This is a genomic window from Bacteroides ovatus, from assembly GCF_001314995.1.
GTDB classification, from domain to species: domain Bacteria; phylum Bacteroidota; class Bacteroidia; order Bacteroidales; family Bacteroidaceae; genus Bacteroides; species Bacteroides ovatus.
In genome coordinates, this window is the sequence record NZ_CP012938.1 from 5890582 (window position 1) to 5916367 (window position 25786).

General features: G+C 40.9%; 24 protein-coding genes. 8 read left to right on the top strand and 16 right to left on the bottom strand.

Annotation, left to right across the window (positions count from 1 at the left end; all coding sequences use genetic code 11):
- Positions 1-18: 18 nt before the first annotated feature.
- The 4 genes from Bovatus_RS22160 to gap all read right to left on the bottom strand — a co-directional run bounded on the left by Bovatus_RS22160 (position 19) and on the right by gap (position 4267).
- Complete coding sequence (locus Bovatus_RS22160; protein ID WP_004301773.1) at positions 19-468, bottom strand: dCMP deaminase family protein; 450 nt, start codon at positions 466-468, stop codon at positions 19-21.
- A gap of 8 nt (positions 469-476) precedes the next feature.
- Complete coding sequence (locus Bovatus_RS22165) at positions 477-992, bottom strand: DUF4847 family protein (RefSeq protein ID WP_004301774.1); 516 nt, start codon at positions 990-992, stop codon at positions 477-479.
- Between the two features lie 31 nt (positions 993-1023).
- A complete protein-coding gene (locus Bovatus_RS22170; RefSeq protein WP_004301775.1) occupies positions 1024-3084 on the bottom strand; it encodes a M3 family metallopeptidase in 2061 nt (686 codons plus the stop codon).
- Between the two features lie 172 nt (positions 3085-3256).
- Positions 3257-4267 carry a type I glyceraldehyde-3-phosphate dehydrogenase gene (gene gap / locus Bovatus_RS22175; protein WP_004301776.1) on the bottom strand — a complete coding sequence of 337 codons (1011 nt, stop codon included), beginning with the start codon at positions 4265-4267 and terminating at the stop codon, positions 3257-3259.
- Positions 4268-4409: 142 nt separating this feature from the next.
- Between gap and mscL the strand changes: the two genes are divergently transcribed.
- Positions 4410-4856 carry a large-conductance mechanosensitive channel protein MscL gene (gene mscL / locus Bovatus_RS22180; protein WP_004301777.1) on the top strand — a complete coding sequence of 149 codons (447 nt, stop codon included), beginning with the start codon at positions 4410-4412 and terminating at the stop codon, positions 4854-4856.
- Positions 4857-4987: 131 nt separating this feature from the next.
- Positions 4988-6511 carry a glutamine-hydrolyzing GMP synthase gene (guaA, locus tag Bovatus_RS22185; RefSeq protein ID WP_004301779.1) on the top strand — a complete coding sequence of 508 codons (1524 nt, stop codon included), beginning with the start codon at positions 4988-4990 and terminating at the stop codon, positions 6509-6511.
- A gap of 94 nt (positions 6512-6605) precedes the next feature.
- On the opposite strand, the gene Bovatus_RS22190 is transcribed toward guaA, so the two are convergent.
- Positions 6606-7274, bottom strand: coding sequence for a Crp/Fnr family transcriptional regulator (locus tag Bovatus_RS22190; protein ID WP_004301780.1), 669 nt, complete (start codon positions 7272-7274; stop codon positions 6606-6608).
- Between the two features lie 137 nt (positions 7275-7411).
- Between Bovatus_RS22190 and Bovatus_RS22195 the strand changes: the two genes are divergently transcribed.
- Positions 7412-8011, top strand: a complete 600-nt coding sequence (locus Bovatus_RS22195; protein ID WP_004301781.1) for a MarC family protein — start codon at positions 7412-7414, stop codon at positions 8009-8011.
- A gap of 128 nt (positions 8012-8139) precedes the next feature.
- On the opposite strand, the gene Bovatus_RS22200 is transcribed toward Bovatus_RS22195, so the two are convergent.
- Positions 8140-8793, bottom strand: coding sequence for a rhomboid family intramembrane serine protease (locus Bovatus_RS22200; protein ID WP_004320884.1), 654 nt, complete (start codon positions 8791-8793; stop codon positions 8140-8142).
- A 213-nt stretch (positions 8794-9006) separates the two neighbouring features.
- Between Bovatus_RS22200 and Bovatus_RS22205 the strand changes: the two genes are divergently transcribed.
- The 3 genes from Bovatus_RS22205 to Bovatus_RS22215 are packed head-to-tail and all read left to right on the top strand — an operon-like array spanning position 9007 to position 13698.
- Positions 9007-10944, top strand: a complete 1938-nt coding sequence (locus Bovatus_RS22205) for a glycogen debranching enzyme N-terminal domain-containing protein (protein WP_004301783.1) — start codon at positions 9007-9009, stop codon at positions 10942-10944.
- 16 nt (positions 10945-10960) lie between these two features.
- Positions 10961-12226: a glycosyltransferase family 4 protein gene (locus Bovatus_RS22210; protein WP_004301784.1), complete on the top strand. Its 1266-nt coding sequence runs from the start codon at positions 10961-10963 to the stop codon at positions 12224-12226.
- A gap of 17 nt (positions 12227-12243) precedes the next feature.
- The gene (locus Bovatus_RS22215) at positions 12244-13698 is read left to right on the top strand and encodes a glycoside hydrolase family 57 protein (RefSeq protein ID WP_004301785.1); all 1455 of its coding nucleotides are present in this window, start codon (positions 12244-12246) and stop codon (positions 13696-13698) included.
- 224 nt (positions 13699-13922) lie between these two features.
- On the opposite strand, the gene Bovatus_RS22220 is transcribed toward Bovatus_RS22215, so the two are convergent.
- Positions 13923-15629, bottom strand: coding sequence for a DUF4270 domain-containing protein (locus tag Bovatus_RS22220; RefSeq protein ID WP_004301786.1), 1707 nt, complete (start codon positions 15627-15629; stop codon positions 13923-13925).
- Positions 15630-15649: 20 nt separating this feature from the next.
- Complete coding sequence (locus tag Bovatus_RS22225) at positions 15650-16483, bottom strand: glycogen/starch synthase (protein ID WP_004301787.1); 834 nt, start codon at positions 16481-16483, stop codon at positions 15650-15652.
- A 142-nt stretch (positions 16484-16625) separates the two neighbouring features.
- Here Bovatus_RS22225 and panC point away from each other — a divergent pair, with 142 nt between their 5' ends.
- On the top strand, positions 16626-17471 hold the full coding sequence (gene panC / locus Bovatus_RS22230; protein WP_004301788.1) for a pantoate--beta-alanine ligase: 846 nt from the start codon (positions 16626-16628) through the stop codon (positions 17469-17471).
- An 18-nt stretch (positions 17472-17489) separates the two neighbouring features.
- Positions 17490-17843 carry an aspartate 1-decarboxylase gene (gene panD, locus Bovatus_RS22235; protein ID WP_004301789.1) on the top strand — a complete coding sequence of 118 codons (354 nt, stop codon included), beginning with the start codon at positions 17490-17492 and terminating at the stop codon, positions 17841-17843.
- A gap of 210 nt (positions 17844-18053) precedes the next feature.
- Here panD and Bovatus_RS22240 read toward each other — a convergent pair whose 3' ends face one another.
- The 8 genes from Bovatus_RS22240 to Bovatus_RS22275 form a co-directional block, all read right to left on the bottom strand.
- Complete coding sequence (locus Bovatus_RS22240) at positions 18054-20354, bottom strand: bifunctional dihydroorotate dehydrogenase B NAD binding subunit/NADPH-dependent glutamate synthase (protein ID WP_004301790.1); 2301 nt, start codon at positions 20352-20354, stop codon at positions 18054-18056.
- Between the two features lie 158 nt (positions 20355-20512).
- A complete protein-coding gene (gene serS, locus Bovatus_RS22245) occupies positions 20513-21787 on the bottom strand; it encodes a serine--tRNA ligase (RefSeq protein ID WP_004301791.1) in 1275 nt (424 codons plus the stop codon).
- Between the two features lie 230 nt (positions 21788-22017).
- Positions 22018-22281 carry a 50S ribosomal protein L27 gene (gene rpmA, locus Bovatus_RS22250; protein WP_004301792.1) on the bottom strand — a complete coding sequence of 88 codons (264 nt, stop codon included), beginning with the start codon at positions 22279-22281 and terminating at the stop codon, positions 22018-22020.
- Between the two features lie 21 nt (positions 22282-22302).
- Positions 22303-22620, bottom strand: a complete 318-nt coding sequence (gene rplU / locus Bovatus_RS22255) for a 50S ribosomal protein L21 (RefSeq protein ID WP_004316691.1) — start codon at positions 22618-22620, stop codon at positions 22303-22305.
- Between the two features lie 194 nt (positions 22621-22814).
- The gene (locus Bovatus_RS22260) at positions 22815-23453 is read right to left on the bottom strand and encodes an HAD-IA family hydrolase (protein WP_004301795.1); all 639 of its coding nucleotides are present in this window, start codon (positions 23451-23453) and stop codon (positions 22815-22817) included.
- A 38-nt stretch (positions 23454-23491) separates the two neighbouring features.
- Positions 23492-24376, bottom strand: a complete 885-nt coding sequence (locus Bovatus_RS22265) for a TraB/GumN family protein (protein WP_004301796.1) — start codon at positions 24374-24376, stop codon at positions 23492-23494.
- A gap of 26 nt (positions 24377-24402) precedes the next feature.
- Complete coding sequence (locus Bovatus_RS22270) at positions 24403-25026, bottom strand: C40 family peptidase (protein ID WP_004301797.1); 624 nt, start codon at positions 25024-25026, stop codon at positions 24403-24405.
- A 25-nt stretch (positions 25027-25051) separates the two neighbouring features.
- Positions 25052-25759, bottom strand: coding sequence for an ABC transporter ATP-binding protein (locus Bovatus_RS22275; protein ID WP_004301798.1), 708 nt, complete (start codon positions 25757-25759; stop codon positions 25052-25054).
- Between the last annotated feature and the right edge of the window lie 27 nt (positions 25760-25786).

Genomic DNA, 25786 nt, shown 5'->3' on the forward strand with positions numbered 1-25786 from the left:
TTTAAAACGTTCGTCTTCTTATTTATTTGGAGAGGAATTATCATCTAACTCTGTGTAGATAACTTCGATTCCCGCCCGTTTTAATAACTCTATTCCATCTTCCAGGCGGTAATGCTCGGAATAAACTACCCGTTTGATTCCTGCCTGTATGATTAACTTTGCACATTCGATGCAAGGAGAGGCGGTGACGTACATGGTAGCACCGTCGCTACTGTTATTTGAACGCGCTATTTTGGTAATGGCATTGGCTTCCGCATGCAGAACGTATGGTTTTGTCAGGTTGTTTTCATCTTCACATACATTCTCGAATCCGGAAGGTGTTCCATTATATCCGTCGGAGATAATCATTTTATCCTTAACAATTAAAGCTCCTACTTTACGGCGTTGACAATAGGAATTTTCAGCCCATATACTGGCCATACGTATATAACGTTTGTCAAGTTCTAATTGTTTCTTTTCAGTGTCCATGTTGTTTACTATTTACTGCTTACTACCCGGAAAACCATACGGAAAGTTTGTTTACCGGATGCCGGTTTGTATAAAAGGTATAAGTTATTACTATCTCCTTCGTAAGATGTAGCTGCATTAAGCCCCTCTATAAAATTTTTGGCGAGTTTGTCGTCGCCATAACTACCTGCAGTGGTAACTGTAGCTTTGAAGCTATTGTTTTTGGCGTTGGCATTCCATTTTCCTTCAAAAGTACTGGTTGCAATTACAGTTCCTTTTATATTTCCGTTAATAACATCTCCATCTACTGTGCCATCAAATACAATATTATATGTACCGTTCTTATTAAGCTCTTTAATACTTGCTTTCTCTTGTTCTTCATTCTCCCAAAAGCCAAACATCTCATGACCTCCATCTACTGTGATATAATTTAGTTTCCAGGTTTTTCCTGTAAAGATAGCAGCTACATCGTCCGAATCATTACACCCTGAAAATAAAGGAAGCAATAAAAGCAATCCTACTATTTGAAATATACTTCTCTTCATATTTAATATCTAATAACTTAATATTTACTACTTATTTCTTTATCCCATTTCTGATTAGCAAAGCATCAATGCTCGGTTCCTGTCCGCGGAAACGTTTATAAAGTATCATCGGATGTTCCGTTCCTCCTTTCGACAGAATATTATTGCGGAATGAGTCTGCCACTTCCTGATTGAATATCCCTTTTTGCTTGAATAATGAAAATGCGTCGGCATCCAATACTTCCGCCCATTTGTAGCTATAGTATCCGGCGGCATATCCACCGACAAAGATGTGGGAGAATTGCGTACTCATACAAGCTTCTTGTACTACCGGCAATATTTGCGCATCCTTCCAGGCTTCTTGTTCATAAGCTTTCACATCTCCTTCAAAAGGAGTGTTGCGCGTATACCATGCCATATCAAGTAAACCGAAACTTATTTGTCGTAGACAAGCATACGCAACATTGAAGTTTGATGCATCTACAAGGCGTTTTATCAATTCATCCGGCAATACTTCTCCCGTCTGATAATGGCGGGCAAAGGTATTGAGGAAATCTTTCTCTATGGCGAAATTTTCCATAATTTGCGAGGGAAGCTCCACGAAATCCCAATATACATTGGTTCCACTTAAACTCCTGTAAGTAGAATTGGCAAACATACCGTGCAGACTATGCCCGAACTCATGCAAGAATGTTTCTACTTCATTGAAAGTCAATAAAGCGGGCTTATTCTCGGTTGGCTTGGTGAAGTTCATCACAACGGATACATGAGGGCGGCTGTTTTTACCGGTCTTTTTATCTATCCATTGGTCCTTATAACTCGTCATCCAGGCTCCGGCCCGCTTTCCCGGACGCGGATGGAAATCGGTGTATAAGACGGCTAAAAATTTACCGTCTTTATCAAACACTTCAAAGGCTTCCACCTCTTTATGGTAAACCGGAATTTCTGTATTTTTCCGGAAAGTGATTCCATATAACTTTTCTGCCAAGCCAAACACTCCTTTCTTCACTTGTTCCAGTTCGAAGTAAGGGCGGAGCATTTCTTCGTTGATATTGAATTTTTTGTCCTTTAGTTTATTTGAATAATAACTCCAGTCCCAAGGCATGACAACGAAATCAGCTCCCTGTTCTTTGCGAGCCAGTTCTTGTATCTCTTTATATTCTTGTTGTGCAGTAGGAGTGTATGCTTCCAGCAGTTGGTTGAGCAGCTTGTATACCGACTTGCTGTTTTCAGCCATTCTTTTCTTTAGCGTATATTCCGCATAATCTTTGTATCCCAGTAACTGGGCTATTTTCATGCGTGTATTGGCTATCTTTTTTACGATGTCGATATTATTGAATTCGTTATCGTGTGTACATTTGGTATTATAAGCCATATAGAGTTTTTGACGTAAATCCCGATTGTCAGAATACGTCATGAAAGGAATATAGCTCGGAGCGTGAAGTGTGAATGCCCATCCTTCTTTTTCTTCGTTCTTGGCCGTTTCTGCAGCTGCTTCTATGATAATTTCAGGTAGTCCGGCGAGGCTCTCTTTTTTCGTTAACAGCATTTGATAAGCATTCGTCTCTTTCAGGTTGTTTTCACTGAAGGTAAGCGTCAATTTACTCAATTCGGTAGTCAGACGACGGTATTCTTCCCGTGCTTCTCCTTCTAAATTGGCGCCATGACGAATAAAACTGTTATATGCATTTTCCAGTAACTGTTTTTGTTCCTGTGTCAGTTGCAAAGTCTCTTTTTGGTTATACACTTCCTTCACACGTGCGAATAGCTTTTCGTTCAGTGTGATATTATTGCTGTGTTCACTAAGCAACGGCATAATCTTTTGAGCGAGTTCTTGTAGATCGTCATTCGTTTCTGCGCTCAACATATTACCGAAGACGGCAACTACTTTGTCCAGTAATTCCCCTGACTCTTCGAAAGCTTCTATCGTATTGGTAAAATCAGCCTTTTCCGGATTCTGTATAATGGCCTCTATTTCAGCATTTTGTAGCTTGATTCCTTCGAGGATAGCAGGCTCATAATGTTCAGTTTCAATCCGGTCAAACGGCACGGTTTCGTGCGGCGTATGGTATTGCCCGTAGAAAGGATTCTGGGCATTTGTTATATTGTTCATAGTGCAAACTAGTATCAATGTTATTAATAATCTCTCCATAGAGTTACAAAGCTACTAAAATTGTAGCTTATTCAACGGATAACACGTTGCTTTTTAACAATATATAAAATGAAATGTATAAAAAAACCGCTACGGTTTCCCGCAGCGGTTTCTATATTGTTCAGGCTTCTAATTAAGCGTTAACTGATGCCATGTGAGCGATCAAGTCAAGAACTTTGTTAGAGTAACCGATTTCGTTGTCATACCAAGATACAACTTTAACGAAAGTATCAGTCAGAGCGATACCTGCTTTAGCGTCGAAGATAGAAGTACGAGCGTCACCCAGGAAGTCAGAAGAAACTACTGCATCTTCAGTGTAACCCAGGATACCTTTCAATTCGCCTTCAGAAGCTTCTTTCATTGCAGCGCAGATTTCAGCGTAAGTAGCCGGTTTAGCCAAGTTAACTGTCAAGTCAACTACAGATACGTCCAAAGTCGGAACACGCATAGACATACCAGTCAATTTGCCGTTCAATGCAGGGATTACTTTACCTACAGCTTTAGCAGCACCAGTAGAAGAAGGAATGATGTTGCCAGAAGCAGCACGACCACCTCTCCAGTCTTTCATAGAAGGACCGTCAACTGTTTTCTGAGTAGCAGTTGTAGAGTGAACTGTAGTCATCAAACCGTCAAGGATACCGAACTTGTCGTTCAATACTTTAGCGATAGGAGCCAAACAGTTAGTAGTACAAGAAGCGTTAGATACGAATTGAGTACCTTTTACATATGTTTTTTCGTTTACACCGCAAACGAACATCGGAGTGTCATCTTTAGAAGGAGCTGACATTACAACATATTTTGCACCAGCTTCGATGTGAGCCTGAGCTTTGTCTTTGCTCAAGAACAAACCTGTAGATTCAACAACGTATTCTGCACCTACTTCATTCCATTTCAAGTCAGCCGGATTTCTTTCAGCTGTGATACGGATAGCTTGACCGTTAACGATCAGTTTGCTGTTTTCAACATCTGCTTCGATAGTACCGTTGAACTGTCCGTGCATCGTGTCATACTTCAGCATGTAAGCCAAGTAATCAACCGGGCAAAGGTCATTGATACCTACGATTTGAATATCGTTTCTCTCCATTGCAGCGCGGAAAACGAAACGTCCGATACGTCCGAATCCATTAATACCTACTTTAATCATTTTGTTTAAACTTTTAAGGGTTTTATAATATTTGTTCAAATATCTCTCGACCTGCGCACTTGTTTTATTTTCAAATGCGGTGCAAAATTACAAAAATGTTTTTATATTCGCATATTAAATTCACATTAAATATTGAAAAAAGATGGGAAAGAGCACATTTTTACAGGACTTTAAGGCGTTTGCCATGAAAGGTAACGTCATAGACATGGCTGTCGGTGTAGTTATTGGTGGTGCGTTTGGAAAAATCGTATCATCATTGGTTGCTAATGTTATTATGCCTCCGATTGGTTTACTGGTTGGCGGTGTGAACTTTACGGATTTGAAATGGGTGATGAAAGCGGCAGAGATCGGTGCTGACGGTAAAGAGATAGCTCCGGCCGTGACATTGGATTATGGTCAGTTTCTGCAAGCCACCTTTGATTTTCTGATTATTGCTTTTGCTATATTCTTATTTATACGGTTGATTACGAAACTGACAACTAAAAAACAGGCAGAAGTGCCAGCTACTCCTCCGGCTCCTCCTGCACCAACGAAGGAAGAAGTCTTGTTGACGGAGATACGCGATTTGCTGAAAGAAAAGAATAGTTGATTCTAATTAAAATAAAGGAGATTCCAAGTATAAACTTGTGAATCTCCTTTATTTTTCTCTTCATTATTAATATAGATTGCGTACTTTTTTCTACTTTTGCAACTCAATTTATTCAAAATCCAACCATTGATATGCAGGAAAAAATAATAATTCTTGATTTCGGTTCGCAGACAACACAGCTTATAGGCCGTCGTGTACGTGAATTGGATACGTATTGTGAAATTGTTCCTTATAACAAATTTCCTAAAGAAGACCCTACTATTAAAGGAGTCATTCTCTCCGGAAGTCCTTTCTCGGTTTACGATAAAGATGCTTTCAAAGTAGATTTGAGTGAAATTCGTGGTAAATATCCGATATTGGGTATTTGTTATGGTGCACAATTTATGTCATACACCAATGGCGGAAAAGTGGAACCAGCCGGAACACGCGAATATGGACGTGCTCACTTGGCTTCTTTCTGCAAAGATAATGTGCTATTTAAAGGTGTACGTGATGGATCGCAGGTATGGATGAGTCATGGAGATACGATTACTGCTATTCCTGATAATTTCAAGAAAATAGCTTCAACAGATAAAGTAGAGATTGCTGCTTATCAGGTAGAAGGTGAGCAAGTGTGGGGTGTTCAATTCCATCCGGAAGTATTCCATAGTGAAGACGGAACTCAAATCCTGAAGAACTTTGTAGTAGATGTTTGCGGTTGCAAACAAGACTGGTCGCCGGCTTCTTTCATTGAAAGTACGGTTGCCGAGCTGAAAGCGCAGTTGGGGGATGATAAAGTCGTTCTCGGTTTGAGTGGCGGAGTTGATTCTTCAGTTGCAGCAGTGTTGTTAAACAAGGCTATCGGTAAGAATTTGACTTGTATCTTTGTAGATCACGGTATGCTACGTAAGAATGAGTTCAAGAATGTGATGAAGGATTACGAGTGTCTCGGTCTGAATGTGATTGGCGTTGATGCCAGCGCAAAGTTCTTCGCAGAACTGGCTGGTGTGGCTGAACCGGAAAGTAAGCGTAAGATTATAGGTAAGGGCTTCATCGATGTATTTGATGTGGAGGCTCACAAGATAAAAGACGTGAAATGGTTGGCGCAGGGTACTATTTATCCGGATTGTATTGAGTCATTGTCTATTACGGGCACAGTGATAAAGAGCCATCATAATGTAGGTGGTCTTCCTGAAAAGATGAATCTGAAGTTGTGTGAACCGCTTCGTTTGTTATTTAAGGATGAAGTGCGCCGGGTAGGTCGTGAGCTGGGTATGCCGGAGCATCTGATTACTCGTCATCCGTTCCCGGGACCGGGACTGGCAGTGCGTATTTTGGGAGATATTACTCCTGAAAAAGTACGTATTCTGCAGGATGCTGACGATATCTTTATCCAGGGATTGCGTGACTGGGGATTGTATGATAAAGTATGGCAGGCAGGAGTTATCTTGTTGCCGGTACAGTCTGTGGGCGTAATGGGAGATGAACGTACTTATGAAAGAGCGGTTGCTTTGCGTGCTGTGACATCTACAGATGCCATGACGGCTGATTGGGCACATTTACCTTATGAATTTATGGGTAAGGTATCGAATGATATTATTAATAAGGTGAAAGGAGTGAACCGTGTAACCTATGATATCAGTTCCAAGCCGCCAGCAACCATTGAATGGGAATAATAACATTATCCATCATAAAAATAGCCTCAACGGAAATTACTGTTGAGGCTATTTTTATGATGGATAGTTTCTTTTTTGATTGCTTAATCTGTATCTACTCGCTTACCAGCTTTTGTGCGTCCGGAATAAGAATCTCTTTCCGGCGTAACTCTAATAATCCTTTGTCTTGTAGCTCGTTGAGTGCTTTCGATGTATTTAACCGGGTATCATCTAAGTAACGGGCAAGGTCGTCCATTTTTACTTTGAATATCTTTTCTCCCTGCGCCTTTTCACAATGTAACAGGAAAAAGCGAATGATTTTCTCTCTTAAATCCTGTGTCGGCTCTTCCCATAAACGTGAGTAAAGATTTTGTGCCCGGTTACTTACGATGTTCATATAGTTCAGCCGGAATATTTCATATTTGAACAGATCGCTAAGTACGAATGCTTTGCTGATACTCACTGTATGTGCTTCCGTATGTGCTACATAAGCAGAAGTGTAATTGGTATTCATGCCAAACAACGACTGTGGTTCCAGCAGATAAGGTGCTTCCATCTGTTCGATGACGGTGTATATATTTTCTTTGGAACTTGTGACGATAGAAACCTCTCCTTTTAATAGGAAGCAGAGTTGTTTACACGGACTACCACTCTCTATGATAGTTTCTCCCACTTTATGCTTGATAAAGTGTAGCTTGACCTTATCCAGAATACTTGTGAAATCTTCATGACAAAGACCTTGAAATAAAGGCAATTGGAGCAAAGTGTCGAACATTGTTTCCATATGTTGTAATCTCTTGTTAATCGTACAAATTTACTCATAATACAATACTGCTGTCAACATCTGACCGTTCTTTTTGTTTTTTTTATTGTTTGAATGCATAAAAATAGAGTATATTTGCAGAAAAAAAGGAGGGAATTATGTTCGCAGGCTTCAATTGGCAGCAGATGATTAGTGCGTTTATCGTACTTTTTGCCGTGATAGATATTATCGGCTCTATACCTATTATAATTAACCTGAAAGAAAAAGGGAAAGATGTGAATGCAATGAAAGCTACTGTCATCTCTTTTGCTTTGCTGATCGGATTTTTCTATGCGGGAGATATGATGCTGAAACTCTTTCATGTAGATATTGAATCGTTTGCAGTAGCCGGTGCATTTGTCATTTTCCTTATGTCTTTGGAGATGATTCTGGATATTGAGATTTTCAAGAACCAGGGTCCTATCAAAGAAGCAACTTTGGTGCCGCTTGTCTTTCCTCTGTTGGCAGGTGCCGGAGCTTTCACCACTTTGCTTTCTCTTCGGGCAGAATATGCCAGTGTTAATATCATTATAGCTTTAGTCTTGAATATGATCTGGGTTTACTTTGTAGTGAGTATGACCGGTCGTGTAGAACGTTTCCTGGGAAAAGGAGGCATCTATATTATTCGTAAATTCTTTGGTATCATCTTATTAGCTATTTCTGTGAGGTTGTTTACAGCCAATATAACGTTATTGATTGAGGCGTTGCATCGGTCTTGATTTTCTTATTAAATTGAAAGCTATTGTATCGGATGTGCCATCGTGTTGGCACAACTGTGACATGTCTTTGTCGCAATCGTGCCACTTTGATGTCACAAGTGTGCCAATGTGGTGGCACGAGTTGGCATTTATAACGTTTCTTCTTCTTCTGCTGCTGTTGTTTCTTCTTCTGTATTTTCTTCCTCTTCCATTTCGTCCGCAAAAGGTTCCGGGCGTTGCGGTCCGTGATTTACGAAAACGAAAGCACAGAGTGTTCCCATAATTCCTCCGCTAAGATGTCCTTCCCACGACATATTGGTGGGGGAGAAATAAGGAAACATATGCCATATAATCCCTCCATATAAAAAGGTAACGAGTAGAGAGATGGCAATGAGTGGAACATATTTGCGGAGAATACCACTGAAAAAGAGAAAGAAGGTAAGTCCGTAAATTAATCCGCTGGCGCCAATGTGCCATCCCGGTTTTCCAATCAGGAAAGTAAGTAGTCCGCCTCCGATCCAGATTAGGATAAAAATCTTACCTGCTATCCCCCGGTAAAAGTAAAAAAGACACCATGACAAGAAAAATAAAGGAATTGTATTTGCCAGTAAATGACTAAATCCGCTGTGTATCAATGGGTGAGTTAAAATACCTACCAGCCCCCGTTTCTCCATAGGATATACCCCCAAGCGAGAGAAGTTCCAGTCCATTCCGACTTCCATAATCTTGAGTATATAGAGAATAAAAATAAGAAACAAAGGCTTTGCTGCAGCCAGCATGATACGCTGAATATCTTGCTTCATGACATTCTTTTCTTTAGATATTTTACGCAATACTACGAATATTTGCACAAAATCTGAAAATAAAAAGCCTTTTTATTTTTGTTTTTATCTATAATTTGTACATTTGGGCGTTATACCCGTTGTATATGATGCTACAACCAATATATGCGGTATGTAACAATAAATAGATATACGATATAATGACCAATAATTAACCTTTAATAATGCACAACTATGAGTTATTTACGATTTGACAAGACCCTCATGACGAATCTGGAAGAGTCTCTTCAAAGAGAAATCCTCCGGACGAACAAAGCAGGAGCTTATCATTGTACGACGATTGTTGATTGTAACACACGCAAATATCACGGCCTGTTGGTAATTCCAGTTCCCAATATCGACGATGAAAATCATGTGCTGCTATCTTCTCTTGATGAAACGGTAATTCAACACGGTGCGGAGTTTAACTTGGGATTGCACAAATATCAGGGAAACAACTTTAGTCCTAACGGACACAAGTATATCCGCGAGTTTGATTGTGAGCATATCCCGGCAACAACTTACCGTGTCGGAGGTGTTATCCTCCGCAAAGAAAAAATCTTTGTACATCATGAAAATAGAATCCTGATTCGTTATACTTTGCTGGATGCGCATTCGGCTACGACTTTGCGCTTCCGCCCGTTCCTCGCTTTCAGGAGTGTACGTGAGTACACACATGAAAATGCGCAGGCAAGCCGCGAGTATCAACTTGTGGAAAATGGTATTAAAACCTGTATGTATCCCGGATATCCGGAACTATATATGCAGTTGAATAAAAAGTGTGAGTTTCATTTCATGCCTGACTGGTATCGGGGGATTGAATACCCGAAAGAACAAGAGCGTGGGTATGACTTCAATGAAGACCTTTATGTTCCCGGTTATTTTGAGGTGGATATAAAGAAAGGGGAGAGCATCGTATTCTCTGCCGGAACTTCAGAAGTGACTCCCCGTAGATTGAAACAAACATTTGAGGCTGAAGTGCTTGATCGTACCCCTCGTGATAGCTTTTACCATTGTCTGAAGAATTCCGCTCATCAGTTCCATAACCAGCAGGAAGACGAACATTATATTCTTGCCGGTTATCCGTGGTTTAAATGTCGTGCACGTGATATGTTCATTGCCCTGCCGGGACTGACGCTTGCACTCGATGAGGTCGACCAGTTTGAGGATGTGATGAAAACGGCGGAAAAGGCGATTCGCAATTTTATAAATGAAGAACCAGTAGGCTACAAGATTTATGAAATGGAGCATCCTGACGTTTTGCTTTGGGCTGTCTGGGCTTTGCAGCAATATGCAAAAGAAACTTCCCGTGAGCAATGTCGTCAGAAATACGGAGAACTCCTGAAAGATATAATGGAGTTTATTCGTCAGCGGAAACATGAGAATCTTTTCTTGCATGATAATGGATTACTTTTTGCCAACGGTACGGATAAGGCGATTACATGGATGAATTCTACAGTGAACGGACATCCGGTGATTCCTCGTACGGGGTATATTGTTGAATTTAATGCGTTGTGGTATAATGCGTTGCGTTTTATAGCTGATTTGGTGCGCGAAGGAGGAGACGTATACTTGGCGGATGAACTCGATGCGCAGGCAGAAGTAACCGGAAAGTCTTTTGTCGAGGTATTCCGTAACGAATATGGTTATCTGCTTGATTATGTAGACGGTAATATGATGGATTGGAGTGTACGTCCTAACATGATATTTACCGTAGCGTTTGATTATTCTCCTTTGGATCGTGCACAAAAGAAACAGGTGCTTGATATTGTGACCAAAGAGCTGCTCACTCCGAAAGGAATTCGTTCGTTGAGTCCGAAGAGTGGCGGATATAATCCGAACTATGTAGGTCCGCAGATACAACGCGATTATGCTTATCATCAGGGAACGGCCTGGCCTTGGTTGATGGGATTCTATCTGGAAGCTTATCTTCGAATTTATAAGATGAGCGGATTGTCATTCGTTGAACGCCAACTGATTAGTTATGATGACGAAATGACAAGCCACTGTGTTGGTTCCATTCCCGAGCTATTCGATGGGAACCCGCCTTTCAAAGGACGCGGCGCAGTATCGTTTGCGATGAATGTAGCAGAAATACTGCGTGTCTTAAAGCTATTGTCTAAGTATTATTAAAAAAGGAGGAACGAAGATGAAAGTTTTAATGTTTGGATGGGAATTCCCTCCCAAAATATATGGTGGTCTTGCGGTTGCTTCTTATGGAATAACTAAAGGATTGAGTCTGCAAGGTGATATGGAGACGATTTTCTGTATGCCTAAACCGAGCGGTGAAGAAGAAAAGTTCTTGAAAATAATCGGTATGAATCAAGTACCCATCGTGTGGCGTGATGTCAACTACGACTACTTGAAGTCCCGCTTGTTGGAAATGACACCAGAGGAGTATTATTCTTTCCGTGATCACATCTATGCCGATTTTTCTTATATGCATGTGAATGATTTGGGATGTATGGAGTTTGCAGGTGGTTATCCCGGGAACTTACACGAAGAAATTAACAATTTCTCGATCATTGCCGGAGTAGTGGCTCGTCAGCAGGAGTTTGATATTATTCATGCTCATGACTGGCTGACTTACCCTGCCGGCGTACATGCCAAGATGGTAAGTGGAAAGCCGCTTTGTATCCATGTGCATGCTACTGATTTTGACCGTTCTCGTGGCAAAGTCAATCCTACTGTTTATTCGATTGAGAAGAATGGTATGGATCATGCTGATTGTATCATGTGCGTATCCGAGTTGACTCGCCGCACTGTTATTAACGAGTATCATCAGGACCCCAGAAAAGTATTTGCGATGCATAATGCTGTTTATCCATTGTCGCAGGAGCTGTTGGACATTCCACGTCCCGATCATTCAAAAGAAAAGGTGGTCACTTTCCTCGGACGTATTACGATGCAGAAAGGACCGGAATATTTTGTAGAAGCTGCTGCACTTGTGTTGCGTCGTACTCGTAATATTCGTTTCGTCATGGCTGGCTCGGGCGATATGTTGAATGCCATGATTAACCTGGTGGCTGAACGCGGTATTGCTGACCGGTTCCATTTCCCGGGTTTTATGAAAGGTAAGCAGGTATATGAGGTTTATAAGAACAGTGATGTATTTGTCATGCCATCTGTCTCTGAACCTTTCGGTATTGCTCCATTGGAGGCTATGCAGTGTGGAACACCTTCCATTATTTCTAAGCAGTCGGGGTGTGGCGAGATTCTTGATAAGGTGATAAAAACTGACTACTGGGATATTCATGCAATGGCTGACGCTATCCATTCTCTTTGTACTAATCCGTCTCTTTTCGAATACCTCAAGGAAGAGGGAAAGAAGGAAGTAGATGGGATTACTTGGGAGAAAGTCGGCTTGAGAATCCGTGCTCTCTATGAGGCTGTGTTAAGAAACTATGGTAAATAACAAAACAATAAATAAAAATGAGAACTATCTGTCTTTATTTTGAAATACATCAAATTATCCATTTGAAACGTTATCGTTTCTTCGATATTGGTAATGACCATTATTATTACGATGACTATGCGAATGAAACGGGTATGAATGAGGTTGCTGAACGTTCGTATATTCCTGCTCTCAATGCTTTAATTGAGATGGTGAAAAACTCGGGTGGTGCTTTTAAAGTAGCGCTTTCTATCTCGGGGGTAGCTTTGGAACAATTGGAAATTCATGCTCCGGCAGTCATTGATTTATTGCACCAGTTGAATGAAACAGGATGTTGTGAGTTTTTGTGTGAACCTTATTCACATGGTTTGTCTTCACTTGCCAACGAGGATTGCTTCCGCGAAGAAGTGCTTCGTCAACGTGATAAGATGAAACAGATGTTTGGTAAAGAACCGAAAGTATTCCGCAACTCTAGTCTGATTTATTCTGATGAAATTGGTGGCTTGGTAGCTTCTATGGGCTTCAAGGGGATGTTGACGGAAGGGGCTAAACATATCTTGGGATGGAAGAGTCCGCATTATGTTTATCACTGTAATCAAGCTCCCAGTCTTAAGCTTTTGTTGAGGGATTTCAAACTTTCTGACGACATCAGCTTGCGCTTCTCCAATTCGGATTGGGCTGAATATCCTTTGTTTGCCGATAAATATATTAATTGGATTGATGTATTGCCGCAAGAGGAACAAGTGATTAATATCTTCATGGAATTGAGCTCGCTTGGTATGGCTCAACCATTGTCTTCTAATATTCTTGAATTCTTGAAAGCGTTGCCGGAATGTGCAAAGGCTAAGGGAATCACTTTCTCTACACCGACAGAAATTGTAACGAAACTGAAATCGGTGTCACAGCTTGATGTCGCATATCCGATGTCATGGGTTGATGAGGAAAGAGATACTAGTTGTTGGCTGGGTAATGTTATGCAACGCGAGGCTTTCAATAAATTGTATAGTGTAGCTGAACGTGTTCATTTGTGTGACGACCGCCGTATCAAGCAGGATTGGGATTATTTGCAAGCTAGCAATAACTTCCGTTTCATGACGACGAAGAATAATGGTATGTGGTTGAATCGCGGAATCTATGATTCTCCTTATGATGCTTTCACCAACTATATGAATATTCTAGGTGACTTTATCAAACGGGTAGATGCACTATATCCTGCTGATGTAGACAGCGAAGAATTAAATTCTTTGTTGACTACAATTAAGAACCAGGGGGATGAGATTACCGAGTTAGAAAAAGAAGTGGCTAAATGGCAGGCAAAAGCAGAAGCGGCAAAGAAAACGACAGTCAAAAAGGCTGCTGATGCTAAAGAACCGGTAATAAAAGAAAAAGCTGTTGCTAAATCAAAACCTGCTGCAAAGAAAGCTGAAGTTAAGAAAGCAGCTGCGGAACCGAAGAAGACTACAGGTAAAGCTAAAAAGGTTGCTGCTAAATAAGGAGTATAAGATTGTTATATATGGAACCGTGGGTGAGATAAAAGGCACTCACGGTTTTTTATGATAGAGATTTTAAGGGATTTCAATGAATGTCTTTTTTTGTATAATACAAAGAGTGAAATTTACCTTGGCAGTTTTCATCTGAATATATATCTATAAAACAATAGCACAGATTACTCTAATGTAACCTGTGCTATTATTTTATAGATTATCTTACTTGTCTTTTATTTCGATTTTGTTCCGAAGTTTGTAGAGACAACTTCAAGTTTGAGTAAATACTCTGGATATGAAGGGTTGCCTTGAGCATCTTGTATACTTCCTTTGCTACCTCCTTTTAAACGTGCATAACCAGGTTTCAGGTCATGTTGTATGCTAATAACATTGCTCGAAGAACCATAATAGCTATTACTTGAAGAAGAATCTGTGGTTACAAGTACTGGAATAAGTATGAATTTGTTCCAATCACTATATTTTTCCCATTCTTCAATATTATGAACCTCTTTAGATTCTGTTTTGCCTTCGGAGTTAGTTATTTGGAGAGTTATCGTACCATTCTTGAGTTTCTTTTCTGCTTCTTCTCTTTCTCCATCTCCTAAACAATTATTTATCATTTGAGTGATATTGTTGAATGTATATTGGGTAAAGCTAGTTGTAGTAGAAGTAAATAGAGATGAAGTTATACCATCGCTAAGTTGATTACCTTTGAAGAAACTATCTTTATACTTTTTACGTATTAATAAAACGTTATTAGGAGTAGACATGCCAAACTTCTTATCACTGGTTTCATTATAGATAGGAATTCCTAATTTTACCGCATTCAAAGTGTCTCCTTGAAGCTTTTCTGCTATTTGACTAACAGGGAGAGTTAACTGAGTAAAGATTCCAGCTGGACTTTTTAAGTAAGTCCATTCAGATTTATTGATGCAATTTTGAATGGCTGCTTTATCATTCTCTAACTGGTTTGCTTGAATAACTTCACGAGTGGTAGCGAACGTACGATATCCATAGTAAGTAGAGTCTTTATATACTCCATTTTCAGCTACTTTCTTTTGCAATTTAACACCAGTAATTGTATCAACAGCATAGCATTTATATACTACGTTCATCTGAGCTTGATTTATATAAAGTACCGTACCATCACCATAATCACTCTTCACATAAATTCCCTTAAAAATCTTCCTAAACTCTTTATTGTCAAGATTGACACCTAACTCATTGGCTTTTTTTATAATCTCTTTACCAATTTCCTTGGCAGCTTCGTCTCTGAAAGAAACATGAACACTAGGGACATATGTACTAAGATTACGAATAGAGTCTTTTACTGAAAGATCGACTGCTGTATAAGCTTTCGTGCCTAATAAGCTATTAGGATCTGCGTGATCGTAGTAGTTTTCCGGATTAATATTTGTATAGTAGGCATGTTCAGTATCTAAGTTCTCGCTCAATTCATAGACACTCAAACGACAAGCTGTTAATGAATCTCCAAAGTAACTGCTATACCATAAATAAAGTTCGATAGTGTGGATGTTACCAATGATTTTATTGTTGTCATCACGTATGAATGTGACATCTTTATTATCTTCATTATCATCCCCTACCATTACGCGGGTAGCTTTCTTCTTTTCGTCCAAAGCAGTACCATCATATACTCCAGGGAATGTCATTCCTGACGGACAGTTGAGTTCTGCCAAGAAGCCTGCCTGATAAGTTCCAAATATTTCATCAGTGAACTTACCTACATACCCCACATTAGTCATTGCATAAATCTCACCGGCATGAACGGATTCGGTAGTTACATCAAATGTAGATAGCTTTCCATTGATATTTTGGTCGCTTCCCGGAAACATTCCCAATCCCAGTCCGGCAGTGTTGTCATCACAACCCCAAAAGGTGATTGCCAGTAAAGCTATTAAGGCGTATTTTGCTTTCATGATCGTCGTATCTTGATTTTTTATTCTTCTTCGTTTGCAGTGGCTTCCCATACTTGATCGTAGAACTCGTTGCAGGCATCTGCATAGTTTTCCGGGTTCTGGTAGTCAAGTACCAATTTGCCAGATTGGCGGGCATATTCAATAATAGACTCGTCTACCTTTTCACTGTTTTGTATTACTCCGTCCGAATAGTCAACAGCGAGTTTGCAAAGAGCGGCGTAGTCTACCGGTTCCTTCAAATCACCTAAATCTTTCTTAGTAATACCTTTCAGCATCAGTTTTGTTGCGAAATCGTCGCTAAGTGTACTCTTGAAATCATCTTCATAAACAGAGAATACCACTTTAGCGTCGCGGAAAGAAGGTTCGTCTTTATAGGCTTTCTTAATATAAAGAGGAGCTAAAGCTGTCATCCAGCCATGACAGTGAATGACATCAGGACACCAGCGAAGCTTTTTCACTGTTTCCAATACACCGCGTGCATAGAAAACGGCACGGCTATCGTTATCATCATATTCTATACCATTTTCATCCGTTGTCTGCATACGATTCTGGAAATAATCGTCGTTATCGATGAAATATACCTGCATGCGTGCGGATTGGATAGAAGCAACTTTTATAATCAAGGGGTGGTCAGTATCGTCGATAATCAGGTTCATACCAGAGAGGCGGATCACTTCGTGCAGTTGATTTCTGCGCTCATTGATATTTCCCCATTTGGGCATAAAGGTTCTGATTTCACGGCCTTTTTCTTGTATTGCCTGTGGAAGGTTTCTACCTATATTGGCCATTTCGGATTCTGAAACGTAAGGTGTAATCTCTTGAGTAATAAATAAAACTTTATTCGCCTTTGTCATAATAACAATAGTTCACTATAATATTCTGCAAAGATACGAAAAAAAAGACACATTAAATAAGATATTCTTTCTTTATGTGGCAAATATTAGTTTATTTTGCAGAGTTTTTGCAAACGAGTAAAACATAAACCAATTGACGAAAATGAAAGTAGTGCACACTATCAAGGACTTACAGGCAGAATTGACTGCCCTAAGAGCCCAAGGTAAAAAGGTGGGACTGGTTCCTACAATGGGTGCTTTACATGCGGGACATGCATCTCTGGTAAAGCGCAGCGTAAGTGAGAATGGTGTAACTGTTGTGAGTGTTTTTGTGAATCCCACACAGTTTAACGATAAAAATGACTTGGAGAAATATCCGCGTACATTGGATGCAGATTGCCGTTTGTTGGAAGAATGCGGGGCGGATTTCGCTTTTTCTCCTTCAGTTAGCGAAATGTATCCGGAACCGGATACCCGTCAATTTAGCTATGCACCATTGGATACGGTGATGGAAGGAGCTTTCCGTCCGGGACATTTTAACGGTGTTTGCCAAATTGTCAGCAAGCTATTTGATGCTGTACAGCCGGATCGTGCATATTTCGGAGAGAAAGACTTCCAGCAGTTAGCGATTATTCGTGAGATGGTTCGACAATTGAAATATAACCTTGAAATTGTAGGTTGTTCAATTGTACGTGAGGAAGACGGACTGGCATTGAGTAGCCGGAACAAACGTTTATCTGCAGAAGAACGTGAAAATGCTTTAAATATTTCTCGCACCTTATTTAAAAGTCGTAACTTTGCAGCCACTCATACAGTGAGCGAGACGCAAAAGATGGTTGAAGATGCGATTGAAGCCGCTCCGGGTTTGCGTATGGAGTATTTTGAGATCGTAGACGGAAACACATTGCAGAAAATTAGCAATTGGGAAGATACTTCCTATGCAGTAGGATGCATCACAGTGTTCTGTGGAGAGGTCCGGCTGATCGATAACATTAAATATAAAGAATAACTAAAAAGACGAAACCTTATGATGATTGAAGTGTTGAAGTCGAAAATTCATTGTGCACGTGTCACGGAGGCAAATCTGAACTACATGGGTAGTATCACGATTGATGAAGACCTGCTGGATGCTGCAAACATGATTCCGGGAGAGAAAGTGTATATCGCTGATAATAACAACGGTGAACGCTTTGAAACCTACATTATCAAAGGTGAACGCGGTTCGGGCAAAATTTGTCTGAATGGTGCTGCTGCCCGCAAGGTGCAACCCGATGATATTGTGATAATCATGTCCTATGCATTGATGGATTTTGAGGAAGCCAAGTCGTTTAAACCGGCTGTAATTTTCCCTGATCCTGCGACGAACAAAGTAGTAAAGTAGAAAGTATCTTTGATATTTGAAATAAGAAAAGCCCCGTTTACATTTTGTAAACGGGGCTTTTCTTATTCTACTTTTTATGCTGGGGGTGATCGATGTTCTACCCACGTGTGAGTTGGTTTTAGCCCACCTCTCGATAAACTTCCGCCCACGTGTCAGATGTAGTTATCCCACGTGTTAGGGAAGTTTAGCCCGGGTGTTAATAAGCGGCAGTTAGTTGCCGGCGTTTGTTTTCAGTTGCTCATTCATAGCAGCGGCAGCTTTACGGCCATCACCCATCGCCAGAATTACGGTAGCTCCACCGCGAACGATGTCACCACCTGCGTAAATCATTGGGATAGAAGATTCCATGTTGTCATTTACTGCGATAGTTCCTTTTCGTCCTAATTCCAGTCCTTTGATAGAGCTTGGAACAATCGGGTTGGGAGATACCCCAACGCTGACAATGGCCAGGTCTATATCGATTGTTTCTGTTGCTCCCGGGATGGCTACAGGACTACGACGTCCGGAAGCATCTGGTTCGCCTAATTCCATCTTTTGCAGAATAACCTGTTTTACGCAACCTTGTTCATCAGCAATATATTCGATAGGATTATGCAGAGTGAGGAATTCAACTCCTTCTTCTTTGGCGTGTTTTACTTCTTCGATACGTGCAGGCATTTCTTCTTCCGAACGACGATAGATAATAATAGCACGTTCAGCGCCAAGACGTTTTGCCGTACGGACAGAGTCCATAGCTGTGTTACCGCCGCCGATTACTGCCACATTCTTACCGAAAGCTACCGGAGTGTCCGAATCTTCGCTGGCGGCATCCATCAAATTGACACGGGTGAGGTATTCATTTGAAGACATGATATTGATAGAGTTCTCTCCCGGGATATTCATAAAGTTTGGCAGTCCGGCACCGGAAGCCACGAATATTCCTTTGAAACCTTCCGCTTTCAAGTCTTCTACACCGATAGTCTTTCCTACAATACAGTCTTTGATGAAGTTAACGCCCATCTTACCGAGATTGTCGATTTCTACGTCTACAATCTTGTTTGGCAAACGGAATTCGGGGATACCGTATTTCAATACACCGCCAATTTCATGCAACGCTTCGAATACAGTTACATCATATCCATATTTAGCCATATCTCCGGCAAATGCCAATCCTGCAGGTCCTGAACCGATAACAGCTATTTTGATGCCGTTTTTCTCTGCAATGACAGGTACGGAGATTTGTCCGCTTTCACGTTCATAATCAGCAGCAAAACGTTCCAAATAACCGATAGCTACCGGCTTTTCATTCATTTTCAGATGAATACATTTTGATTCGCACTGTTTTTCTTGTGGGCACACACGACCGCAAACTGCAGGGAGCGCACTTGTTTCTTTCAATGTTTTAGCAGCTTCGAGGAATTCGCCGCGTTCGATATTCTTAATGAAGCGGGGAATATCAATGCCTACCGGACAACCTTCCATACATCCCGGATTAGCACAGTCGAGACAGCGTTTCGCTTCTGTAACAGCCTGTTCCGCTGTTAATCCTTGATTAACTTCCTCTTTACGGCTGTGTGAACGGTATTCAGCATCGAGTTCATTCATCTCTACACGAGGAATAGCCGTACGTTCTTTTGGCTTCATGGATTTACGTAATTCCTGTCTCCAAGCAGCATTACGACTTTTTTCATCTATTTCTTTGGTTGCTTCACATTCCGATTCCAGCTTATGCATTTCTTCGCGTTCGATATTCTTGAACGCACCCATACGTTTCAGCATTTCGTCGAAATTCACTTGGTGACCGTCGAATTCCGGACCATCTACACAAACGAATTTAGTCTTTCCTCCTACAGTGATACGGCAAGCACCGCACATACCTGTTCCGTCCACCATGATCGTATTTAGCGAAACATCTGTCGGAATTTCATATTTTTTAGTCAGCAAGCAAACGAATTTCATCATGATGGCAGGGCCAATAGCGAAACATTTGTCTACTTTCTCACGTTTGATAACTTCTTCTACACCTTCTGTCACCAGACCTTTCCGGCCGTAAGAACCGTCATCCGTCATGATAATTACTTCGTCAGAGCTTTCACGCATTTCTTTTTCCAAGATGATAAGATCTTTATTGCGTCCAGCCAATACAGTGATAACACGGTTACCGGCAGCCTTCAAAGCCTGTACGATAGGAAGCATCGGAGCCACACCTACACCACCACCAGCGCAGATTACTGTTCCGAATTTTTCTATATGGGTAGCTTGTCCGAGTGGGCCTACTACGTCAGTGATATAATCGCCTTCATTCAGCTCGCAGAGACGGGTAGAAGAAAGCCCGACTTCCTGCACTACCAGAGTAATGGTGCCCTTTTTCAGGTCGGAACCTGCGATAGTCAATGGCATACGTTCTCCTTTTTCGCCTACACGTACGATGACGAAGTGTCCGGCCTTACGAGATTTAGCAATTAAAGGAGCTTCAATTTCAAATTTGAATACTTTCTCAGAAAAGCGTTCCTTGCTAATGATTTTGTTCATTATCTAATTAATTTGTTGTTTTTATTACGTAACTGCTATCAGAATGATATAAATTTTGGCAAAGATACAGCTTATTTGCGAAATATAAAAGAAAAGCCACTCTTTTGATGAGTGGCTCTTTATATAAGGGTGCTTTTATTAGTCTGTCAGATCAAGTCTTAGTCTATCATGTCGAAGCCGCAGTACGGAACCAATGCTTTCGGAATTCTAATGCCTTCCGGAGTCTGGTTGTTTTCGAGTAGGGCAGCAACGATACGTGGCAGTGCTAATGCTGAACCGTTCAGTGTGTGGCAGAGTTCGGTTTTCTTTTCTGCATTACGGTAACGGCATTTCAGACGATTGGCCTGATAGGTATCGAAATTGGATACGGAACTTACTTCCAACCAGCGTTTCTGTGCCTCTGAATATACTTCGAAGTCGAAACAAAGGGCAGCAGTGAAACTCATATCACCACCACAGAGGCGGAGGATACGATATGGAAGTTCCAGTTTTTGCAACAGACCTTCTACGTGGTCGAGCATTTCCTGATGAGATTGTTTGGAGTGTTCCGGTTTGTCAATGCGAACCAATTCTACTTTGGAGAATTCGTGCAGACGATTCAGTCCGCGCACATCTTTACCATAGGAACCAGCTTCACGACGGAAACATTGTGTATAGGCGCAATTCATGATTGGCAACTGTTTTTCTTCCAAAATTACATCACGGTAGATGTTGGTTACAGGTACTTCTGCTGTCGGGATCAGATATAAATCATCTACTTCGCAATGATACATTTGTCCTTCTTTGTCAGGAAGCTGTCCTGTGCCATAGCCGGAAGCAGCGTTAACTACTGTCGGTGGCATGATTTCAGTATATCCGGATTTGCGTGCTTCGTCCAGGAAGAAGTTGATAAGAGCGCGTTGAAGTTGTGCGCCTTTACCTTTATATACGGGGAAACCTGCACCTGTGATTTTTACACCCAGGTCGAAGTCTATTAAATCATATTTCTTAGCCAGTTCCCAGTGGGGGAGTGCATCTTTAGGAAGTTCAGTTTCCATACCTCCCATTTTTTCCACTACGTTATCTTCAGCGCCTACACCTTCGGGTACACTGTCGTAAGGAATGTTGGGGATGGTATAAAGTACATTCTGCATATCTGTTGCAGCCTGTGTCATAGCGGCGTCTAGTTCTTTGTTACCTTCTTTTAGTTCGGCAACGCGGGCACGTGCAGTTTCAGCTTCCTCTTTCTTGCCTTCTTTCATCAGTTGACCGATGGTGCGTGAAAGCGAGTTAACCTCTGCCAGATTCTTATCTAATTCATTTTGTGTGCTACGTCTCTTGTCGTTAAGAGCGATCACTTGGTCGATCGTTTCCTTTGCATTTTTGAAATGCTTCTTTTCCAGTCCGCGGAGTACCGCCTCTGTGTTTTCTGTAATTTGTTTAATGGTAAGCATATCTATACTTTTTATGAACTTTCTTATTTAAGGCTACAAAGATAAAGAAAAAACGAATAATCGAGCAAGTATATGTGTATTATCTGATACATATATGCATATCAAGTACACATTTTATGAGGGAAATCTTAGTTAGGTGCTGATACAATGAAGTGAATTAGACATAAAAAGAAAGGAGATGTAATCCATTGGATTACATCTCCTTCTCTTAAATATTTTCAGTTGTGCAATTATGCCTCAGTAGCAGGAACAACAGAAACATATCTTCTGTCTTCTTTGCCAACTTTGAAGCTAACTGTACCATCTACTAAAGCGAAAAGAGTGTGGTCTTTACCCATTCCGATGTTTTCACCCGGGTGGAATTCAGTACCTCTTTGACGAACGATGATGTTACCTGCTTTGCAAGCTTCGCCACCAAATATCTTAACGCCTAATCTTTTACTTTGTGATTCGCGGCCGTTCTTAGAACTACCGACACCTTTCTTATGTGCCATTTCTTCTTACTTTTTAATTGATTAAGCTACTACTTCTGTAATTGTTAATTCAGTGAACTGTTGACGGTGACCGTTCAGTTTTCTGTGTCCTTTTCTTCTTTTCTTGTGGAAAACAAGAACTTTGTCGCCTTTAACCAAGTTTGAAACAACCTGGCAAACAACTTTAGCGCCTTCTACGGTAGGAGCACCTACTGTTACGTTTCCGTCTTTGTCTACCAAAAGAACTTTTTCAAATTCTACTGTTGAACCGTTTTCTGCACCTTCGATGTGGTGAACGAACAACTTTTGACCAGCTTCTGCTTTAAATTGCTGACCGTTAATCTCTACAATTGCGTACATCTTATATATAAATGTATAAGTTAGCTCCGGCGGGTGGTCTTTAATCACTTAAAGAACTCTTTATCGAACCCGTTGCGGAATAATCGGGCACAAAAGTACTATTTTTATTCGTTCCCGACAAATATTTCTTTTATTTTTTATAGGAGATAAAATGATTACGGCAAATAAATGAGCATTTTAGCTCTCATTGTAGCCTATTGGACTAATTCTCCTAAATTCTGCATAATGATTTTGTGTGGATAAACACGAAGTTCCTCTGCCGTTGTCATTCCGTTCAGCACACCTGCAAAATCGACTCCTGCATTCTGCGCTGTTTCGGCATCTACGGTGCTATCTCCAATATACAATGTCTCTTCGGGGCTACTTCCCAGATGTTCTAATGCAAATTTAACTCCTTCCGGCGAAGGTTTCGGTGCTTTTACATCTTCTCCTCCCACTACTATATCAAGAAAATCCTTAGGCAGATATTCTTCCAGATAACTCAATATCCGGAAACGATACTTGGTAGAGATAATTCCGACGCGGGCACCCCGTTTCTTCAATTCTTTCAGCGTAGACAATGTGTCGGGAAAAAGACGGGTATTTACATTCATGTGTACATCAGCTTCCAGTCTGTACTCCTGCCGGAAGGCCTCCAGCTGTGCCGGGTCGGTAATTCCGGTAAGGATACTGAATGATTCTTCCAATGTTTTGCCGATTGTACGCTTGATAGCTTCATCAGTAACGGTTAAATACTGATGCCGGGTAAGCACAATTCTGAAACACTTAACGATACCACGCGACGAATCGGCTAGTGTGTAGTCGAAATCGAATAAATAGGTTTTGTAGTTCATTGGGGAAAACTTTTCCGCAAAAGTACTAAATACTTTTCTTATTTCACAGCTTCTACCGTGTATCCTTGTCTTTTTAGTAAGTTTAATAATCCTTTTTCTCCGGGGAGGTGCAGGGCGCCTACTGCAACAAAAGTCGGGGCAGCCTTCATGATTGCCGGTAGTTTTTCAGCCCATGCTTTATTACGGTTGTAAATCATAGCATCTTCTTCGCCGGGAAGTGCGTCACATTGATCGCCTTTACGCTCTTCGCTGATTTTAAGCATGGTGTTCAGATCTTGGTTCATGTAGGCGTTTGTGAGCTTCTTCAGGTTTTCTACTTCAGTCTCTATATGGTTAAGAGTGCACATTAATAGTTGTGCTTGCCGTTGTAGTGAACTGCCATTGAAAAGCAGGTTGAATTGGAATTCTGCAGTTTCCAGTCCGTCCACCTTTTTTCCGTTTTGGATGGCTTGGCTCTGAAAGAATGTGTCGAGTTGCTCTTGCGGGTTGAATTTCCCTATATGTTTTACGTAAGCCATTACCACTACATTATTTAATAAGAAGGCAGGTTTTAGCTTCGGAGCCATATTTAAATCTACCATCAGGTTTTCTTTGCAGAATTTATTAACAGTCTCAAAGTCTTTCGGAGAAAGGAGAGAGTTCAGCGTGGTATCACTTTCAATCATCATTGCCTTTTGCATCTTTTCCATGGTGGCAGGCGATTGCATTTCCGACATTTTCATCTCTCCATATACTTGTTGAGTTTCATTCATAGCCTTTTTAAGTCCGGCAATGCTATCCATGATGCTGAACGGTGCCAGATGGTGAGTGCCTATGATATAGGAAGGTTGGTTCAGTCCGTTGCCGGACACTTTCCATAAAAGCTGTGCATTGGCGCTGAATGCCACGCAAATAAATAGAACTGCTCCGATGAATGATTTCATAATTTTATATCATTAGAAGTTGATAATTAACGTATCCTGCCGCCGCTTATCCAGTGTTTGGTATAATAGTTCTCGTTCAAGTTGCTGACGATCACTCCTTTACTGGTGCTGGAATGAATAAACTTACCGTTTTTGAGGTAAATGCCTACATGAGCTACTTTATTTTTTGAACGACTGCTGGTGAAGAATACCAAGTCTCCTTCCCGGAGATTCCGTTTGGCGACTTTATTACTTTCTTTTTTTAGATCTTCCGTGTTACGCGGCACTTGGGTGCGGTATACCTTACGGTACACTTGATAAACTAATCCCGAACAGTCGGCTCCTCGTTTCGAATCACCTCCACCACGATAGGGAACCCCTATCCAGTCGGCTGCTTCCAGATAGAGCTTATGGTTATCCTCCATATTAATATCTACCCCCAACAATATAGAAGCTCGCGCCAATGCTTGATAATCCAGCCGGGGCGCGGAAGTGCGGCAGGAACTAAGGCTGGCAACCAGTCCTAATAAAAGGATGAATTGCAGGAAGTATCTTTTCTTTCTATCAGGTTTCTTTATACTAGACTTATGGGTATCAGACTTTTCTGTTATATATCTCATCATAATTAGTTTATGCAATAATTTTGGTAAGGATGAATACTTACCATTCATTATTTTATCATTCCCTATTTACCGTTTACTCTTCTTCTACATTAAAATAATCCTCCAGTTCTTTCTCTGCGGAGTTGTCCTCGTTGATAATATCCCGGATGATGACACCGTGTTCCAATAAAGCGATCCTCGGACATACATCTACGGTATGATTGAGGTTGTGACTGGATATAATAACCGTAGCTTGATGCTCCTCATTATATTTCTTGAGCAGATGTTTGATGATAGACTGAGAACTTGGATCGAGGAAGTTGAACGGTTCGTCCAGTATCAGTAATTGCGGGTAATGAAGCATGGCAGAAATAATTCCGATCTTTTGCTTATTACCTGCGGAGTAGTTGCGGATTAGCTTCTTGTGCCCGATCACTTCTCCACTCATAAAACGTTCGAAAGGAATCAGACGTTCGTCCACTTCTTCTTTCTTTAGTCCGTACATCTTTCCGATGAAATAGAAATATTCTTCCGGAGTGAGATAATCAATCAGAAAACCATCGTCAATGAAAGCACCGGTAATGCTTTTCCAGTCTTCGCTTTGGCTGACATCAATATCATTAATAATCACCTTACCATCATCTGCTTTTAGCAGATCCAGCATGATTCGGAAGAGAGTTGTTTTACCGGCACCATTGTTTCCCACCAATCCGAGCATATCGCCTTGATTGATTTCGTAGTGTTCTATGTCTACGGCAATCTTCTCACCGAAATTCTTTTTAAGTTTGTCAATGATAATCATGATCTTCAATGTTTATATGGTTAATGA

Coding starts and splice junctions, on each gene's coding strand:
- Bovatus_RS22160 (WP_004301773.1), bottom strand. CDS start 468: ATGGACACTGAAAAGAAACAATTAGAACTTGACAAACGTTATATACGT.
- Bovatus_RS22165 (WP_004301774.1), bottom strand. CDS start 992: ATGAAGAGAAGTATATTTCAAATAGTAGGATTGCTTTTATTGCTTCCT.
- Bovatus_RS22170 (WP_004301775.1), bottom strand. CDS start 3,084: ATGAACAATATAACAAATGCCCAGAATCCTTTCTACGGGCAATACCAT.
- gap (WP_004301776.1), bottom strand. CDS start 4,267: ATGATTAAAGTAGGTATTAATGGATTCGGACGTATCGGACGTTTCGTT.
- mscL (WP_004301777.1), top strand. CDS start 4,410: ATGGGAAAGAGCACATTTTTACAGGACTTTAAGGCGTTTGCCATGAAA.
- guaA (WP_004301779.1), top strand. CDS start 4,988: ATGCAGGAAAAAATAATAATTCTTGATTTCGGTTCGCAGACAACACAG.
- Bovatus_RS22190 (WP_004301780.1), bottom strand. CDS start 7,274: ATGGAAACAATGTTCGACACTTTGCTCCAATTGCCTTTATTTCAAGGT.
- Bovatus_RS22195 (WP_004301781.1), top strand. CDS start 7,412: ATGTTCGCAGGCTTCAATTGGCAGCAGATGATTAGTGCGTTTATCGTA.
- Bovatus_RS22200 (WP_004320884.1), bottom strand. CDS start 8,793: ATGAAGCAAGATATTCAGCGTATCATGCTGGCTGCAGCAAAGCCTTTG.
- Bovatus_RS22205 (WP_004301783.1), top strand. CDS start 9,007: ATGAGTTATTTACGATTTGACAAGACCCTCATGACGAATCTGGAAGAG.
- Bovatus_RS22210 (WP_004301784.1), top strand. CDS start 10,961: ATGAAAGTTTTAATGTTTGGATGGGAATTCCCTCCCAAAATATATGGT.
- Bovatus_RS22215 (WP_004301785.1), top strand. CDS start 12,244: ATGAGAACTATCTGTCTTTATTTTGAAATACATCAAATTATCCATTTG.
- Bovatus_RS22220 (WP_004301786.1), bottom strand. CDS start 15,629: ATGAAAGCAAAATACGCCTTAATAGCTTTACTGGCAATCACCTTTTGG.
- Bovatus_RS22225 (WP_004301787.1), bottom strand. CDS start 16,483: ATGACAAAGGCGAATAAAGTTTTATTTATTACTCAAGAGATTACACCT.
- panC (WP_004301788.1), top strand. CDS start 16,626: ATGAAAGTAGTGCACACTATCAAGGACTTACAGGCAGAATTGACTGCC.
- panD (WP_004301789.1), top strand. CDS start 17,490: ATGATGATTGAAGTGTTGAAGTCGAAAATTCATTGTGCACGTGTCACG.
- Bovatus_RS22240 (WP_004301790.1), bottom strand. CDS start 20,354: ATGAACAAAATCATTAGCAAGGAACGCTTTTCTGAGAAAGTATTCAAA.
- serS (WP_004301791.1), bottom strand. CDS start 21,787: ATGCTTACCATTAAACAAATTACAGAAAACACAGAGGCGGTACTCCGC.
- rpmA (WP_004301792.1), bottom strand. CDS start 22,281: ATGGCACATAAGAAAGGTGTCGGTAGTTCTAAGAACGGCCGCGAATCA.
- rplU (WP_004316691.1), bottom strand. CDS start 22,620: ATGTACGCAATTGTAGAGATTAACGGTCAGCAATTTAAAGCAGAAGCT.
- Bovatus_RS22260 (WP_004301795.1), bottom strand. CDS start 23,453: ATGAACTACAAAACCTATTTATTCGATTTCGACTACACACTAGCCGAT.
- Bovatus_RS22265 (WP_004301796.1), bottom strand. CDS start 24,376: ATGAAATCATTCATCGGAGCAGTTCTATTTATTTGCGTGGCATTCAGC.
- Bovatus_RS22270 (WP_004301797.1), bottom strand. CDS start 25,026: ATGAATGGTAAGTATTCATCCTTACCAAAATTATTGCATAAACTAATT.
- Bovatus_RS22275 (WP_004301798.1), bottom strand. CDS start 25,759: ATGATTATCATTGACAAACTTAAAAAGAATTTCGGTGAGAAGATTGCC.